Origin of the sequence: Massilia alkalitolerans DSM 17462 (assembly GCF_000427785.1) — a bacterium.
In the GTDB taxonomy this organism is placed as follows: domain Bacteria; phylum Pseudomonadota; class Gammaproteobacteria; order Burkholderiales; family Burkholderiaceae_D; genus Telluria; species Telluria alkalitolerans.
Genome location: NZ_ATYR01000041.1, coordinates 23,267 through 39,564 on the forward strand (window position 1 = coordinate 23,267; position 16,298 = coordinate 39,564).

Genomic DNA, 16,298 nt, shown 5'->3' on the forward strand with positions numbered 1-16,298 from the left:
GTTTGGCGCGTGTTCAGCTACCCAGGTTGGTAAAAATCCCGACAGCCATCTCTGCCCAGCAATACAGGAAGCCCAGGCCGATCAGGCCGGCAGCGATCACGCGGCTTTTCGTGCTGCGGATGTTACGCAGTGCAACGCTGAGAACCAGGCCGGTGAGCGCCAGCAGGATGCCGGCGGCGACGAAGTCGAAGCCGGTCCAGTTCACCTCGGTGGTGAACTGCATGGCGACGAGCGGGATCATCAGGATGGCCGCCGTCACCAGGGCCACGGTCAGCAGGCTCTTGCCCAGGCCGGGTTTGACTTCCATGCCCTTGCCGGTCATCGTGCTCATTATCGTCTCCTGAACAACAGTGTAATGACGTTAATGTAGCACGCGACGCCCGTAGGGTGGGCGGCTCCACCAGGCGATGTGAACACTCGGGGTGCTTGCGCCGCCCACGCGTTCAAACCAGGCCAATGCCGCCCGTGCGCCGGGTCAAGGAATGCTCACGACCCCTGCACCAGCTTCTGCAAGGCCTCCGGCTTCACGATGATCAAGCGATGCGCATCCTTCTGCACGATCCCCTGCTGCGCCAGCGCCGTCAGCGCCCGCGTCACGGTCTCGCGGCTGGTGTTGATCATGTTGGCGATGTCCTGGTGGGTCGGCAGGTTCTCGACCACGGCAGGGACGCCCGGTTCGTCCTGCTTGTTCTTCTGCATCAGCACCAGGTAGGTGTAGATGCGCTTGGCGGTATTGTTAATACTCAGCAGCGAGCGGAATTCCGAATCGCGCTGGATCTTCTGGGCCAGGTGCTTGAGCATCTGGTTCGCCACCGAAGGCGAATGCGAGAACAGGTGCATGGCGGTGGCGGCAGGCAGGAAGGCCACCAGCACGTCCGACATCGCCACCACCGAGGCCGAGCGGGTCGAATTATTGATCAGGGCAATCTCGCCGAAAAAGTCGCCCGGCGCCAGCATGCGCAGGCCGATCGAGCGACCGTCTTCGGTCACGTCGATGACCTGCAGCTGGCCCGACAGCAGGAACAGCAGGCCGTCGCCATGGCCGCCTTTCTGCAGCACGATTTCACGCTTTTTGTAATGGCGGAAGCGCAGGTCCTGCTTGACCCGGATGAGCTCTTCGTCGGACAGGCCGGCCAGCAGTGGAATCTTGCGCAGGTGAATCTGGATCTGGCGCTCTTCCGGCGCGGGGGAATCGTTCTCGGCAGCAGTACGGCGGGCGGGCAGGGGTTTGGCGGTCGCGTTCATGTTGCGTTCTGGTCAAGCTTGGAAGAAGGTCACGTAGAGTTGGGCCGCAGCGGCCGCGAAGACCGTGCCGGCAGTATTGGCGGCGATGTCGCGCCAGCAGAAACGGCGGTCCGGCACCAGGCTCTGCAGGCATTCGATCAGCCAGCCCGCGATAAGCAGGCCCAGCAGCCAGAAAAGGGCCTCGACATGGCTCTCGGCGATGCGCAGCGCCAGCATGGCCAGCACGGCGAAGCTGGCGAAGTGGAGGAATTTATCGTTCGGTAAAGGTGGCAACCAGCGGTTCGGCACCAGGCAGCCCGCGCACACGGCGCTCGCGACCACGCCCAACAACACCATATCTCCCACCACGATCCAAGGGCCTTTCCAGAATTCCCGACAAACGTGATTCTATACGGTCGAGCCTGCTTAGGGTGGGTTTCGGAACGGCAAGGGGGCGGGCCGGCTGATGTGGGAATTTCTACAAGGCCGGAACCGCCACCGCCTGCGGCCTGCGGCGCTTGAGCCAGCGGCGCGCCGCGCGCAGCGCCGGCGCCTCGATCAGGTGCCAGCTGAGCATGGCCAGCGGCAGCACCACGGCCAGCGTCGCCAGTGTCAGCTCCCGGTGACCCACCGGCGGCAGCACTTCGCGCAGCACGATGATCACCGGCCAGTGCCAGATATAGATGCCATACGAGTAGTCGTGGCGCTGCACGTGCGCCGTCCATGGCAGGGACTGCGAGCCGACGCACATGGCCAGCGTCACCGCCACCAGTGCGATGCCGAACCAGGTGAGCGGACTCGGGGTGAGGGCGGCGGACCTGGTCCAGTTGAGCAGCAGCAGGGCCAGCGCGCAGGCCACGTGGCGCCAGCCGATGCGCAGGTCCGGGGCCAGGGTCTGCAAGAGCATTCCGACCAGGAACAGCGACCACATCCGCACCTCCCAGACGTAGCCGCTCGCCACTTGTGGGAACAGGTTGGCGGCGAGCAGCAGGAACAGGGCGGCGCCGCGCATCCAGCTGCGCAGGGGCAGGGCCGCGGCCAGGCCGACCAGGGCCACCATCACATACATGCGGCCTTCCCAGTACAGGGTCCACAGCGGGCCGTTCAGGTCCTGGCCGCCCAGCACGCCGGCGATGCGCAGTTCCTCGGCCGGGATGTCGTAGACCAGCCCATGCAGCACCGTGTTGCCGAAGATGAAGCGCCATGGCGCAGGGTCGAGCAGGCCGCGCCACCCGGGCGCGGAAAAGAACACCACCGCGACGCAGGTCGACACCAGGAGACAGGCGAACAGGCCGGGCACGATGCGCGCCACGCGGCGCAGGGCGAAGCGGCCCAGGTGCGGGTCGCCCATCCAGCTGCGCGCGATGAACATGCCGCTGATGACGAAGAACACGCCGACCGCGAGCGCGCCCAGGTCGCCGTTCGGCGCCAGCAGCCGGGTCAGGGGATCGGGGTGCGGCGCGACCCGGTTCATCATCCAGGTGTGGTACACCACCACCAGCAGCGCACAGACCAGGCGCACCAGGTTGAAACCGTTGTCGTGGGAGCTGATGGCCGCTTCGAGGCTGCGCTGTTGTCGTTGATATGGCATGGCGAAAAATCAGGAGGCGGGGCCGCGGTTCACGGCAGCTGCCACTGCCAGCTGAACTGGAGCTGGCGGTTGTCGTACTGGAAGATCGAGATGTTCTCGCGGTTGCGCACGCCCCGCGCTTCCAGGATCAGGCTGTGGTCCTTGCGCAGCTGCCAGGACAGCACCGCGCGCAGGATCTGGGTGCGCTGGGCGCGCACCTGGTCGATCAGCAGTTCGGGCGAATAGGGGGCAGCGCTGTTCCATTGCTGGCGCGTCCAGGACAATTCTCCATTCAGGTCCCAGCCCAGCGGCTTGCGCAGGGACAGCGTGAGGTAGCTGCCGTGACGATTGCCGCCCGGGCGCTCGCCGCGTGCGCGGTCGCTCAGCGCGCCCAGGGTGGCATAGGCGCCCAGGGTGCCGGCCTGGTGGGTCAGCAGGACGCGCGCCTCCAGGACGTTCGAATCGAAGTTGCGCAGGTTCTGGTAGTCGGTACGGGTGGCGCTGCCGGTCAGGTACAGCTGGGTGCGCGGCGGCAGGGGCAGCGGCGGCGCCAACCTTGCCTGCAGCTGCATCTGTTTCTGGTACAGCCGGCCGCCCATGGTGGTGGCCCCTACCGAGCCGGTGGTGCGCAGGGTCCAGGCACCGAAGCGCCAGGGCGACTCGATGCCGGTGTACAGCCCGCCGGTGTCGTAGGCGCGCAGCCGGTCGTAGCGGCGCTGCTGCACCTGCACGAAGCCCAGGCTGCCGTTGGAACCGATGCCGCGCACATAGTCGGTGCCCAGCGTGGTATAGCCGTCGCGCTGCGGCCGGAAATCCTCCAGCAGCGGCAGCTCGATGTCGCCGTCCGGGCCGGTGACGATGAAGGTCGAGTTGCTGGCGCCCTGGTTGACGTTGTCGTCGATGCCGCGGCCGATGGTCACGCTGGTGGCGCTGGCCGGCGCGGCCGGCCTGCAGCCGCTGTCGCGCGCCTCGTTGAGCAGCTCGAGGATCTCGCGCGTCGGCGAAAAGCGGGTCTCGATGGTGGCGAACAGGCGCTCGGCCTCGCCGGCGTTGCCGAGGCCGCACTGGATCAGGGCCAGGTCGATCAGGGCGCCGGCGTGCTCGGGCACTTGCCCGATCAGGCGCCGCAGGGTGTTCGAGGCATCGGTCTTGCGCCCTTCGGCCAGCGCCTGCAGGGCGTCCTGGTAGAGCGCCTCGTGCGAGGCATCGAGTCCGGGCGCCGGTGCGGCATCCGGGACGATGTGCTGGGCCCGCGCATGCGCGGGCAGGCAGGCCAGCGCCAGGGCCAGGGCCAGGAAGGAGGGCAGCAACAGGCCCGGGGTGCTCATGCGCCGCCTCCGCTGCCGGGAAGCACGGCTGCCTGCTCGCGCGCGACGGCCGTGCCGCGCTGGTTCATGCTGGTGTCGAGGGTATACAAAGGCGTTGGTTTTTCTTTACCGCGCAGCAGGCGTTCGCCCAGGGCGAGGAAGCGGTGCCGGCGCGCGCGTTCGACGGTGCCGGGACCGATGATGGTGTTGTGAGGGAAATCGCGGGCTACCTGTTCGAGCCGGGCCGCCGTGTTGACCCCGTCGCCGACCGCAGTATAAATGCTGCGGAACGTCGTGCCAAAGTCGCCGGCCATCGCCGGCCCGCTTTCGACGCCGATCCGTACCCGCAGCGGCTTGTGGCCGGCGCGCTCGCGCGCCGCGCTCAGCACCGCGACGCGGCGCGTGATCTCGCGCGCGGCGTCGAGCGCCAGGTCGGCGTGCTGCTCCAGCGGCAGCGGCGCGCCCCAGAAGGCCATCATGCCGTCGCCGGTGTACTTGTCGAGCGTGCCCTGGTGCGCGATCACGGGGCCGGTCAGGCAGTCGAGGAAGTCGCGCGTCAGGCGCGCCGCTTCGGCCACCGGCAGCGCCTCGACCTGGCCGGTATAGCCTTCCATGTCGGCCACCAGGGTGGTCACGTCGCGCTGGCGCGGCCGCAGCGGATCCTGTTCCTCGCTGCGCAGCAGTTCCTCGACCACGGCCGGGGCCACGTACTGGCGCAAGGTCTGCAGCAGCTGGCGCGAGCGGCGCTGCGCCACCTGCCACTGGTAGGGCACGGCGACCGCCAGCATGAACAGGTTGGTGGCCAGCGGCCCCACCGGCGCGAAGCCGGGATCGTGCCTGCTTGCCGCATGGGCCAGCGCCAGCCACAGGATCGAGCTGGCCGCGAGCAGCCCGACGCTGGCGGCGGCCGACAGGCGCGGGAACAGCAGCATGCAGCCGGCGACCGAGGCCAGCGCGAACAGGCAGGCGATCAGGCGACCCGGCCAGGGAGCCGGCGCGGCGCCTTGCTGGCGGTCGAGCAGGGCCGACAGGATGGTGGCCTGGACGCCCAGGCCCGGGCGGCTGGCGGCCAGTGGCGTGGCGACCCGGTCGGCCATGCCGAGCGAGGACGAGCCGACCACCACCAGGCGTCCGCCGGCGCTGGACGGCACGATGCGCTGCGCCAGGATGTCGGCGGCGCTGACCACGGTGTAGGCCGACCAGTCGCGCGTGTAGGGCACGCGCAGCATGCCGGTGTCCTCGAGCCCGAGGGGGCCTTTGCCGGCGCAGCAGTTGACCAGGGCCAGCGCCAGCGCAGGGTAGTGGCGGCCCTCGAAGCTGGTCACCAGCGGCACGCGGCGCAGCGCGCCGTCCGGATCGGGGATGAAGCCGATCGCGCCGACGTGGGGCGCCTCGGCGAGCTCCGGGTAGTTGCCGAGGTAACCGTTGGCCGGCACGCCGCCGCGGTAGGCATCGGTGGCGCCGCCGAGCCGGCCGCTGCGCAGCGGGTACTCGCGCGGACCGGCGGCCGGAAAAGTAAAGGCCTGGGCCGGCACCACCGGGCCATGCCGGGCCAGCAGCGCGAGACGGCGGTCGCCGGCGCTGTCGCCCGCCTCCGGCAGGACGATGTCGAGCGCGACGCCGCGCGCTTCGTAGCGGGTCAGCAGGATCTCGACCAGGTCGGCCAGGCGTTCGCGCGGCCAGGGCCAGGACCCGGCCTCGGTGAGCGAGGCTTCGTCGATGTCGACCACCAGGATGCGCGGCTCGGGAGCGCTGCTCACCTGCAGGCGCAGGAAGACGTCGCGCAGCCGCTCGTTTGCCAGGAACAGGGGGTCTGCCCAAGGAAGGGGAAACGATGCAGGACCGTTGTGCGAAAGCGACATCTGCAGGAGCTGCCCGTATTGCGACCACAGGGTCACCAGGAAGGCCAGCGCAGCAATGACCCAGCTTCCACGGGGTCGGGCTTGGAATCTCGGTTCAGCCACGCGCAGCAGTGTACAGGTGTACTTTCAGTTAAAGAATGGGGGAGTATAACGCGCACAGTTGCTCCTGTGCATTGTTTTTTTTGAAATTCGACAAGATGTAATCTACACGAAGAAAGCCATCCTTTCCGATAAAATGTGACCCTCGTCACGGAAGAGTGCGGCAGGCCGAGGGTAACATCGGAAGAGAAAAGGGGACTATCTTGCAAAAAATCATACTAAGTGCACTGTTGATGTGCGCAGCGCACACTGCACAGGCAGCCGATGCCGGCAAGATCATCTTCGTTGCCGGCAGTGCCCAGGTCGGCGACAACAGTGCACGCGAAGGCGGCGCCGTCCAGGAAGGCCAGCTGCTGAGCACCGGCGGCGACGGCTTCATCTACGTGAAGACGGTCGACAACGGCCTGTTCATCCTGCGCCCCAATACCAGGGCGCGGATCGTCACCTACCACATCGACCAGAAGAACCCGGCCAATACCCGCATCAAGCTCGAGCTGCTCAGCGGCGTCGCGCGCAGCAAATCGGGCGAGGCAGTGAAGCTGGCGCGCCAGAACTTCCGATTCAACACGCCGGTCGCGGCGATCGGCGTGCGCGGCACCGACTTCACCGTGTTCACCGACGACGACACCTCGCGCGTGGCCGTGATTTCCGGCGGCGTGGTGGTCAGCGGCTTTAGCGGCGCCTGCCGGCCCGATGGCGCCGGTCCTTGCGAAGGCGAGGCCAGCCGCGAGCTGAGCGCCGCCCAGCGCGGCCAGCTGGTGCAGGTGCAGCGCGGCCAGGCCGCCCAGGTCCTGCAGAGCAGCCCGCTGTCGCCGGACCAGGTCTCGCCGCCGCGCCGCGACGAGCCGCTTGCCAAGAGCGGGACGGGATCGGCGCCGGCCCAGTCCGCCAGCGTGGAAGCGATGAAGAATGCGGGCCTGAACTCCGTCATCGAGAAGCTGGTCACCTCGACCCCCGCGCTGCCCTTCGTTCCGACGCCGGACAAGCCGGCTCCGGCAAAGGAAGAGCCGGAGCCAGTGGTGAACATGCCCGCTCCGGTGATCGAGACGCCGTCCACGCTGCCGGAGCGGGTCGCCGTTTGGGGCCGCTGGCAACCCATCGGGGGCAGCTACGGCAAGCTGAATCTGTCGGAAGCACGCCAGGACAAGGAATTGCTGGGGATGGCAGGGTATTTTGCGCTGCTGCGTTCCTCGGGCAAGGATTATGTTGCGCCGAATAACGGGACGGTCGGTTTTGGCTTGCGCGACAGCGAAGCCGTGGTCACCACCGAATATGGGTACGGAAACAACGTGGCGGAGCATGCCACCTTGTCCAACGGCAGCCTCATGGTCGATTTCGGCAAGCGGACTTTCCAGACCGGGATGGACGTGAATACCTCGACCGACGTCGTGCGCGTGAGTGCCGATGGAACGGTGACGAATGAGGGCCGGCTGTACGGCAACGCCGCCGAGGGACGTCACCGCATCATGAATGTCCAGGGTCTGCTCACGAACGAGCGCGGCGGTACGGCGACCACCATCTTCGACGGCCGGCTGGACGAGAAGCGGACCGTCAGCGGCGGCGCGACCTGGCGTTGACGGCCTGGTTTTCATGATAAATAAACACCCCGGTAAATCCGGGGTTTTATTTTTTATTGTCGCGATTTCTGAAGCGCAATGATATTGCGCAGTCCTTATGCATATATTTAATTCCCTTATGCAAACCCGGTCAATTACCCATAGTGCGTAATCGCGATCGCATTTGTATAAATTTTGTCGATTTCCGGCAAAACTTTGTCCTTTTGTGATGGCCATCACATATCGCTCTGTTCCGCATCTGTCATCATGCGCTCCGTTGATCTTACATGCGTGCAATCCGCACTCTGCAAGCTTGATCCAACACTTGATTGATCGATCTTTCTTTTTGGAGCAATACATGGCAATCGTCACCGCACACGTCGCAGCTGTTCAGCAACTGTACGTCGCATACTTCAACCGTCCGGCTGACTACGCTGGCCTGGATTACTGGACCAACGTCGTTGCAGGCCAGAAGGGCTCGACCGCCCTGGTGTCGGCTGCTTTCGCCGCTGAAGCCGAATACAAGACCGAATACGCTGGCCTGTCGAACGCCGACATCGTCAACAAGATCTACATGAACCTGTTCGGCCGTCCTGCAGAAGACGCTGGCAAGGCATTCTGGGCTGCTGCCCTGGACAGCAAAGCCACCACCATCGACAAGGTCGTCGCTGACGTCGTCAAAGGTGCGCAAGGTTCGGACGCACGTGCCTACGAAAACAAAGTTTCGGGCGCAACCACCTTCACCGCACAACTGGACACCAAGCTGGAGCAGGACGGCTACAGCGGCGCCGCCGCCAACGCCCTGGCCAAGGCCTACGTCACCAGCATCACCAACGACGCATCGCTGGAAGCAGCCGTCGCTCCGGTGAACCTGGCTACCACCGTGTCGAAAGTCGTCGTCGCCGGCACCCCGTTCACCGTCGCTGGCGCCCTGGCAAACCTGGCAGCTGCACAGAAGGCCAAGGCTGACTTCCTGGTCACCGCCGATGGCGACAGCAAAGCCGACACCAGCGCTACCGACGCCACCCTGAAAGCTTCGGTCGATGCCAAGGCTGCTACCGTGCAGACCCTGCTGGGCACCCCGGCAGCCGGCGATGCAGTGGAAACCATCTACGCAAACGGCTCGGCTTCGGTGCGCGCTGCGCTGATCGCTGACCAGCAGACCGCCAACGCCAAGGCCCTGGTCGACGCACAAGCTGCCGTCACCAAGGCAACCGGCGACATCGGCAAGGTTGCTGGCCTGCAGTCGGCTATCGCTAACGCGACCGCCGCTGTGACCGCACAGACCGCCGCTGTGAACACCCAGAAAGCCGCCAACATCGACCTGGCTGCTAAACTGGCTGCTTACAACACCGCCAACACCACCACCCTGACCGTCGCCGAAGACGGCACCGTGGCTGGCCTGATCACCGTCAACGCCACCACCGGCGCCCTGCAACTGGCATCGGGCGTGACCGAAGCCAAGAACGCCGGCGTGACCGCTCTGCTGAACGCATCGATCGCCAAGGAAGCCTCGGACGCGAACGTGACCAAAGCCAACACCCTGGTCACCACCACCCAGAACACCGTCGACTACCTGGACACCAGCGATGCCGAGCAGGCTGAACTGGCTGCCATCAAGGCCCAGTTCAAGGACGTGACCGTCGCTACCGGCAGCATGCCGACCGAAGCCCAGATCGCCGAGCAACTGGCAATCTTCAAGGCCAAGGACACCGCCGATTCGACCGTGTACGAAACCTTCAAGGGCCTGGTGGACGCGTTCTACGAGCAGACCACCGCCGAGAACCCGCTGGCTGCAGCCCTGACCTCCGCTAACGCACAGGTCAAGACCGCCAACGACAACATCACGGCCTTCACCAAAGCCCTGGCTGAACTGAAGACCGCCGAAGGCCTGGTGACCCAGAGCAACGCTCTGCAAGCTGCAATCGATACCTCGGCTGGCGTGTTCGCTTCGCGTAACTACACCATCCAGAACGTCGATGCCGCGACCGAAATCGGTTCGTCGAACTCGGACATCTTCATGGCCGGCAAAGTGGACTCGACCATCAACCTGTTCAACCTGCAAGGCACCGACTCGCTGTACATCGGCTCGCAGTTCACCATGGTCAAAGGCGCCCTGACCACCGGCAACAACGCCGTCCTGGAAGCCTTCGTGAACCAGGTTGGTTCGGACACCGTCATCAAGCTGGAAAAGACCGCCTTCGGTTCGGCTGCAGCTACTCCGGAAGTCGTGACCATCACCCTGGTCGGCGTGGACGCTACCACCATCCAGCTGAACAACGGCATCATCACCTCGGTCGCTCCGACCGTCTAAGTAATATGCCTGGGTTTCCAGGCTGATTGCTGACGCAGAACCCCGCCTTCGCAAGAAGGCGGGGTTTTTCTTTTTGGTATTAGCACCGACGCGCCGGCACCACAATCTTGTGTATCTAATAACGCAAAAATGTGATGTGCATCACAAATTTTTGTCTTTATCGTTCATAATGTATGGCGATTCATTTCCCGTAGGAAGTATCTAAAGTGCACTGAGCTTTGCACACCTTACACATGACGAAATTCTTAGACGAAAAAACTGAAATCGGCCGCGCCCTGCTGTCATTCAAGCGCACCTTCTGGACGATCGGCGTCTTCAGCGCCATCATCAACCTGTTGATGCTGGTGCCGTCGCTGTACATGCTGCAGGTGTACGACCGGGTCCTGGCCAGCCGCAACGAGATCACGCTCCTGATGCTGACCCTGCTGATGCTGGGCGCCTACCTGTTCATGGGCGGGCTGGAGGTGATCCGCTCCTTCGTGCTGGTGCGCGTCGGCGCGCGCTTCGACATGGTGCTCAACAAACGCATCTATACCGCGTCCTTCGAGCAGAACCTCAAGCAGGCCGGCGGCAACGCGGGCCAGGCCTTGAACGACCTGACCAACCTGCGGCAGTTCCTGACCGGCAATGCGCTGTTCGCCTTCTTCGACGCGCCCTGGTTCCCGATCTACCTGATCGTCATCTTCATGTTCGATCCCTGGCTGGGCCTGTTCGCACTGGCCGGCACGATCGTGCTGGTGGTGCTGGCCTACGTCAACGAGCGCGTGACCAAGCAGCCCCTGACGGAAGCGAACACGATGGCGATCTCGGCCAGTACGCTGGCGACCAACAACCTGCGCAATGCCGAGGTGATCGAGTCGATGGGCATGCTGCCGAACCTGATCAGCCGCTGGTTCAAGATGCACGGCAAGTTCCTCAACCTGCAGGCCGACGCCAGCCAGAAGGCCGGCAGCATCGGCGCCGTGACCAAGTTCGTGCAGACCTCGCTGCAATCGCTGGTGCTGGGCCTGGGCGCCCTGCTGGTGCTGGAGCAGAAGATCACCCCGGGCATGATGATTGCCGCCTCGATCCTGGTCGGCCGTACCCTGGCCCCGGTGCAGCAGGTGATCGGGGTCTGGAAGACCTGGTCGAGCACCCGCAGCGCCTACGATCGCCTGACCAAGCTGCTCGACGCCAATCCTGCGCGTCCGGCCGGCATGGCCCTGCCGGCGCCGAAAGGCATCCTGACCCTGGAAGGCGTGACCGCCGCGCCGCCGGGCACGCGCGCCCCGATCGTCAAGAACGTGTCCTTCGGCATCGTTCCGGGCGACGTCCTGGGTATCCTCGGACCGAGCGGTTCGGGCAAGTCGACCCTGGCGCGCCTGCTGGTGGGCGTGTGGCCGGCGATGATGGGCAAGGTGCGCCTGGACGGCGCCGACATCTACAGCTGGAACAAGGCGGAACTGGGGCCGCACCTCGGCTACCTGCCGCAGGACATCGAGCTGTTCGGCGGCACCGTCAGCGAGAACATCGCCCGCTTCGGCGAAGTGGATGCCGAAAAAGTGGTGCAGGCGGCCAAGCGCGCCGGCGTGCACGACATGATCCTGCACTTCCCGGAAGGCTACGACACCCAGCTGGGCGACGGCGGCGCCGGCCTGTCCGGCGGCCAGAAGCAGCGCATCGGCCTGGCGCGCGCCATGTACGGCGACCCCTCGCTGATCGTGCTGGACGAGCCGAACTCGAACCTCGACGATGCCGGTGAACAGGCGCTGGTGGCCGCGGTCACCGACCTGCGCCAGCGCGGCAAGACCATCATCCTGATCACCCACCGCACCAGCATCATCGGCGCCACCACCAAATTGCTCCTGATGCGCGAGGGCGCGGTCCACATGTTCGGCCCCACCGGCCAGGTGCTGGCGGCCCTGCAGGAAGCCAATGCCAAGGCATTGCAGGCCGCGCAGGCCGCGGTGGCCGCCAAGACCCAGCAGGCCGGCGCCAGCCCGCAAGACCAGGCGGCAACTATCGGAGAAGCGAAACAATGAAGTTGTTAAAGAACGAAACGACGGAAGTCATTTCCCACGACGCCACCCCGCTGGCGGTGAACACCGATGCCAAGGCCTACAGCCGGCTCGGCTGGATCATCGTCCTGCTGGGCGTGGGCGGCTTCCTCCTGTGGGCGCTGCTGGCGCCGCTGGACAAGGGCGTGCCGCTGAGCGGACACGTGGCCAAGGAATCGAATCGCCAGTCGGTGCAGCACCAGAGCGGCGGCACGGTGCAGGAAATCCTGGTGCGCAACGGCGACATCGTCAAGGCCGGCCAGGTGCTGGTGCGCATGAACTCGGTGATGGCCAGGGCCGGCGTCGAGACCACCGAAAGCCAGTACCTGTCGGCGCTGGCCAACGAAGCGCGCCTGTCGGCCGAGCGCGACGGCCTGAACACGATCGCTTTCCCGGCCGAGCTGGAAAAGCGCCGCAACGAGCCGCAGGTGGCCGGCTTGATCAGCCTGCAGAACGCGCTGCTGGCCTCGCGCAAGGCCTCGCTGCAGAGCGAACTGGCTGCGCTGGACGAGAACATCGCCGGCCTCAAGCTGCAGATCCAGGGCCTCGAGGAATCGCGCGAGAGCAAGAAGGAGCAGGTCACTTTCCTGAAGGAGCAGCTGGCCGGCATGCGCGACCTGGCGAAGGAAGGCTACGTCGCCCGCAACCGCCTGCTCGAGCTGGAGCGCACCTATGCCCAGCTGGGCGGCTCGATTTCGGAAGACATCGGCAATATCGGCCGTGCGCGCCGCCAGGTGACCGAACTGACCCTGCGCAAGGCCCAGCGCCTGCAGGATTACCAGAAGGAAGTGCGCACCCAGCTGTCCGAAGTGCAGCGCGAGGCGCAGGGCCAGGGCGCGCGCCTGCAGGCGCAGCGCTTCGAGCTGTCGAACGTCGAAGTCAAGGCGCCGGTCGGCGGCACCGTGGTGGGCCTGGCGGTGTTCACCAACGGCGGCGTGGTGCAGCCCGGTTTCAAGATGATGGAAATCGTGCCGACCGACGACCCGCTGGTGGTCGAGGGCCAGCTGCCGGTCAACCTGGTGGACAAGGTCCATCCGGGCCTGAAGGTCGAACTGATGTTCTCGGCGTTCAATGCCAACCGCACGCCGCACATCGAAGGCGAGGTCGAGACCGTCGCGGCCGACCGTACCGTCGACGAGCGTACCGGCATGGCCTTCTACGTGGTGCGCGTCAAGGTGTCGCCGGCGGGCGCGAAGATGGTCGCCCACCACAAGATGGACATCCGTCCCGGCATGCCGGTGGAACTGTTCGTCAAGACCGGCGAGCGCACGATGATGAACTACCTGCTCAAGCCGCTGATGGACCGTGCCCAGTCGTCGATGAGCGAGGATTGACCATGCAGAACGTGAAGAAGATCCGGCCGGGCCTGGCGCTGCGTGCTGGCGTGCTCGGGGTGCTGCTGGCGGGCAGCGCCGGCGGCGCCGGCGCGGTGTCGCTGACCCAGGCCTACGAGGCGGCCATCAAGCACGACCCGGTATTCCGCATGCGCTTCTACGAGAACGAATCCGGCAAGGAAAACCGGATCATCGGCCGCTCCTTCCTGCTGCCCCAGGTCTCGGGCAGCTATTCCTACGGCAAGAACGTGGCCGACCAGGACTACCTCCAGTTCGGCATTCCGCAGCACCAGAGCCCGCGCTACACCAGCCGCTCGGGCGTGGTCCAGCTGCGCCAGCCGCTGTTCAGCATGGAAGGCATCGCGCGCTACCGCCAGGGCAAGGCCCAGTCGGCCCAGAGCGAGGAGGCCTACGAGGCCGCCATCGACGAGGTGTCGGTGCGGGTGGTGAGCGCCTACCTGGACGTGCTGTTCGCGCAGGACCAGCTGGCGCTGGCCAAGGTGCAGCGCGACGCCAGCCTGGAGCTGAAAAAGCTCAACCAGCGCCTGCTGGAAAGGGGCGAGGGCACCAAGACCGACATGCTGGAAACCCAGGCCCGCCTGGACCTGGCCGAAGCGCAGGTGATTGAAGCGCAGGACAACGTGACCGCGACCCGCAATACGCTCGAAGGCGTGATCGGCATGGATCCGGGCGAGTTGGACCGCCTGGGCGAGCAGTTCCGTCCGATCGCGCTGGAGCCGGTCGCGTTCGAAGACTGGCGCAAGCTGGCGCTAGCGCGCAACAACCAGCTGGCGGCGGCCCGCCTGGCGGTCGAAACCGCCCGCCTGGACATCGACCGCGTGCGCGCGGGACACTACCCGCGCGTGGACTTCGTGGCCACCTACAACAGGAGCGACAGCGAATCGCTGACCAACCTGAACCAGCAGCAGGTCAACCGCCAGCTCGGCGTGCAGGTGAACATTCCCCTGTACCAGGGCGGGGCGATCAGCGCCAGCACGCGCCAGGCCGCGGCAGCCTATGGCCGGGCCCAGGCCGAACTGGATGCCCGCACCAATGAAATCACGGTCGAGCTGCGCAAGGCCCACAGCCTCGTCACCAGCAGTGCGCGCAAGGTCGACGCGCTGAGCAAGGCGGTCGAGTCGGGCAAGCTCCTGATGACTGCCACCGAGCAGAGCATCAAGGGCGGCGTGCGCATCAACCTCGACCTGCTCAATGCCCAGCAGCAGCTGTTCACCAGCCAGCGCGACCTGGCGCAAGCGCGCTACGCCTACCTGATCGCGCTGATGCGCTTGCGCGCGGCGGCAGGCGTACTGCAGGCCGATTCGGTGCGCGAGATCGCAGCCCACTTCCGCTAAACATCAGCGGAAGCCTGATCGCGATCGATCACCGCCAGGGCGGTGCCCCGATGTCTCTTTTTAAGAGAGGAAGCGTGTTTTTGTTGCGGAAGGTAAACTTTCCCGCGTACACTAAAAGTTGTTTTATGAATTTCGAATAACTTGTACGGGAATTACATGGCATCGCAATATGAAGCTGCAGTCGCGTCTTTCTACCTGGCCTATTACGGTCGTCCGGCTGATCCCGCCGGGCTTGCATTCTGGGCGGGGCACCTCGAACGGGCTGGCGGTGACTTCAGCCTGATCATCCAGGCCTTGTCCACATCCGCCGAAGCGACTGCCCGCTTCGCCAATACCACGCCGGCACAACGCCTGGACCAGATTTATCAAGAGCTGTTCGGCCGTAAGCCGGACGCAGCCGGCCTGGAGTTCTGGTCCAAGGCCATCGACGCTGGCGCGGTTTCGCTGCCGGATGCGGTTCTGGCGGTGATGCAGGGCGCCCAGGGTGTCGACCTGTCGCTGAACCAGGCGCGCAAGGGCGCGGCCGAGGCCTTCACCGCGCGGATTGCGCAGTCGGGGGGCGGCTATGACGGCATGGCCGCGACCGAGGTGGGGCGGCTGCTCGTGCAAGCAGTGGGGATCCACACCAAGACCGCAGACTTGCAGGCGATGGTGGATGCGGCCGCGCGCCTGGCGCAGGCCGCCACCGATGCGCCGGTGGTGATCCAGGCGCTGGCCGCTGACGGTAAGCTGAGCGCTCTGCTGGATCTGCCAAAGGCGGTGGCCAACCCGGTGGCGCTGATGCAGACGCTGGCCGAAACTGCACGCATCGCAGCCGGCAATCCGGTCACCCTCGACGCACTGTTGCGCGGCGGTAGCATGGAACACGTCCTGACCGTGATGCCGCAGAGTGCGACCCTGGAGCAGGTAGTGGCCGCGCTGGAGCAAGGCGGCCTGCCGGCCGCCATCGACGTGGTATATCCGCCTGAGCCGGAACCGCAGTTCACGGTGAGCATCGGTCTGGCCGATCAGTCTCCCGCATTCAGCGAGATGCCCGGCGCCGACAACGGTAGCAACGCGCAAGTCATCAACAGCGACATGCGTTTTTCGGGCATTGGCGCGGTGAGCTCCGCGACGGTGACGATCACCAATACCAAACCTGGCGACGAACTCGTGTTTGTGGACACGGCCAGGATCCAAGGTAAGGTGACCATCGACGATCACGGCAACAAGGTGTTGACACTGAGCGGCAAGCCCGGCCAATCGCCGGCGAATGCCGATTTCGAGGCTGCTCTTGAAACTGTCAAGTTCAATAACACCTCGGACACTCCGGATACCACGACGCGGAACATCGCGTTCAAGGTGAGCGATGGTTCGGCTACTTCTGCGGCAGCAACCGATACGCTCACCGTTAAAGCAACGAACGACACCTCAGCCGGTTCGGTCACGATCGCCGGCACGGCCGCCGAAGACCAGGTNCTCACCGCCGCCAACACGATCACCGATGCCGATGGCCTGGGCGTGATCAGCTACACCTGGCAGCGCGCCGCTACCGTGAACGGCGCGTACAGCGATATCGCCGGCGCTACCAACCAGACCTACACCCTGGGCGATGCCGACGTCGGCAAGTTCGTCCGGGTGCTCGCTTCGTACACCGACGCC

Annotated in this window: 12 protein-coding genes; 6 read left to right on the forward strand and 6 right to left on the reverse strand. The window is 65.4% G+C overall.

Features of this window, described 5'->3' with window-relative positions:
• Window positions 1-13: 13 nt before the first annotated feature.
• From YWC_RS0124965 to YWC_RS0124990, 6 genes are all read right to left on the reverse strand, one after another.
• Window positions 14-331: a hypothetical protein gene (locus YWC_RS0124965; RefSeq protein WP_211239003.1), complete on the reverse strand. Its 318-nt coding sequence runs from the start codon at window positions 329-331 to the stop codon at window positions 14-16.
• Window positions 332-486: 155 nt separating this feature from the next.
• Window positions 487-1,245, reverse strand: coding sequence for a Crp/Fnr family transcriptional regulator (locus tag YWC_RS0124970; protein ID WP_051306742.1), 759 nt, complete (start codon window positions 1,243-1,245; stop codon window positions 487-489).
• A 12-nt stretch (window positions 1,246-1,257) separates the two neighbouring features.
• A complete protein-coding gene (locus YWC_RS0124975; RefSeq protein ID WP_156923891.1) occupies window positions 1,258-1,581 on the reverse strand; it encodes a VanZ family protein in 324 nt (107 codons plus the stop codon).
• A gap of 121 nt (window positions 1,582-1,702) precedes the next feature.
• On the reverse strand, window positions 1,703-2,815 hold the full coding sequence (locus tag YWC_RS0124980) for an acyltransferase family protein (protein ID WP_027867819.1): 1,113 nt from the start codon (window positions 2,813-2,815) through the stop codon (window positions 1,703-1,705).
• Window positions 2,816-2,844: 29 nt separating this feature from the next.
• Window positions 2,845-4,122, reverse strand: a complete 1,278-nt coding sequence (locus YWC_RS0124985; protein ID WP_156923892.1) for a tetratricopeptide repeat protein — start codon at window positions 4,120-4,122, stop codon at window positions 2,845-2,847.
• A complete protein-coding gene (locus YWC_RS0124990; protein ID WP_229413194.1) occupies window positions 4,119-5,999 on the reverse strand; it encodes a CHASE2 domain-containing protein in 1,881 nt (626 codons plus the stop codon). The genes YWC_RS0124985 and YWC_RS0124990 overlap by 4 nt, the downstream gene beginning before the upstream one ends.
• Before the next feature lie 296 nt (window positions 6,000-6,295).
• On the opposite strand from YWC_RS0124990, the gene YWC_RS0124995 reads away from it, so the two are divergent.
• The 6 genes from YWC_RS0124995 to YWC_RS0125020 form a co-directional block, all read left to right on the forward strand.
• A complete protein-coding gene (locus YWC_RS0124995; protein WP_229413195.1) occupies window positions 6,296-7,639 on the forward strand; it encodes a FecR family protein in 1,344 nt (447 codons plus the stop codon).
• 337 nt (window positions 7,640-7,976) lie between these two features.
• Window positions 7,977-9,932 carry a DUF4214 domain-containing protein gene (locus YWC_RS31805; protein ID WP_051306743.1) on the forward strand — a complete coding sequence of 652 codons (1,956 nt, stop codon included), beginning with the start codon at window positions 7,977-7,979 and terminating at the stop codon, window positions 9,930-9,932.
• Window positions 9,933-10,165: 233 nt separating this feature from the next.
• Window positions 10,166-11,953: a type I secretion system permease/ATPase gene (locus YWC_RS0125005; protein WP_027867823.1), complete on the forward strand. Its 1,788-nt coding sequence runs from the start codon at window positions 10,166-10,168 to the stop codon at window positions 11,951-11,953.
• Entirely contained in the window at window positions 11,950-13,302 is a 1,353-nt protein-coding gene (locus YWC_RS0125010; protein WP_027867824.1) for an HlyD family type I secretion periplasmic adaptor subunit, read from the forward strand. The genes YWC_RS0125005 and YWC_RS0125010 overlap by 4 nt, the downstream gene beginning before the upstream one ends.
• 2 nt (window positions 13,303-13,304) lie before the next feature.
• Window positions 13,305-14,657, forward strand: a complete 1,353-nt coding sequence (locus YWC_RS0125015) for a TolC family outer membrane protein (protein WP_084416595.1) — start codon at window positions 13,305-13,307, stop codon at window positions 14,655-14,657.
• A 156-nt stretch (window positions 14,658-14,813) separates the two neighbouring features.
• The coding region (locus YWC_RS0125020) for a DUF4214 domain-containing protein (RefSeq protein ID WP_027867826.1) at window positions 14,814-16,298 on the forward strand (1,485 nt) is incomplete at its 3' end.

Coding starts and splice junctions, on each gene's coding strand:
- YWC_RS0124965 (WP_211239003.1), bottom strand. CDS start 331: ATGAGCACGATGACCGGCAAGGGCATGGAAGTCAAACCCGGCCTGGGC.
- YWC_RS0124970 (WP_051306742.1), bottom strand. CDS start 1,245: ATGAACGCGACCGCCAAACCCCTGCCCGCCCGCCGTACTGCTGCCGAG.
- YWC_RS0124975 (WP_156923891.1), bottom strand. CDS start 1,581: ATGGTGTTGTTGGGCGTGGTCGCGAGCGCCGTGTGCGCGGGCTGCCTG.
- YWC_RS0124980 (WP_027867819.1), bottom strand. CDS start 2,815: ATGCCATATCAACGACAACAGCGCAGCCTCGAAGCGGCCATCAGCTCC.
- YWC_RS0124985 (WP_156923892.1), bottom strand. CDS start 4,122: ATGAGCACCCCGGGCCTGTTGCTGCCCTCCTTCCTGGCCCTGGCCCTG.
- YWC_RS0124995 (WP_229413195.1), top strand. CDS start 6,296: ATGTGCGCAGCGCACACTGCACAGGCAGCCGATGCCGGCAAGATCATC.
- YWC_RS31805 (WP_051306743.1), top strand. CDS start 7,977: ATGGCAATCGTCACCGCACACGTCGCAGCTGTTCAGCAACTGTACGTC.
- YWC_RS0125005 (WP_027867823.1), top strand. CDS start 10,166: ATGACGAAATTCTTAGACGAAAAAACTGAAATCGGCCGCGCCCTGCTG.
- YWC_RS0125010 (WP_027867824.1), top strand. CDS start 11,950: ATGAAGTTGTTAAAGAACGAAACGACGGAAGTCATTTCCCACGACGCC.
- YWC_RS0125015 (WP_084416595.1), top strand. CDS start 13,305: ATGCAGAACGTGAAGAAGATCCGGCCGGGCCTGGCGCTGCGTGCTGGC.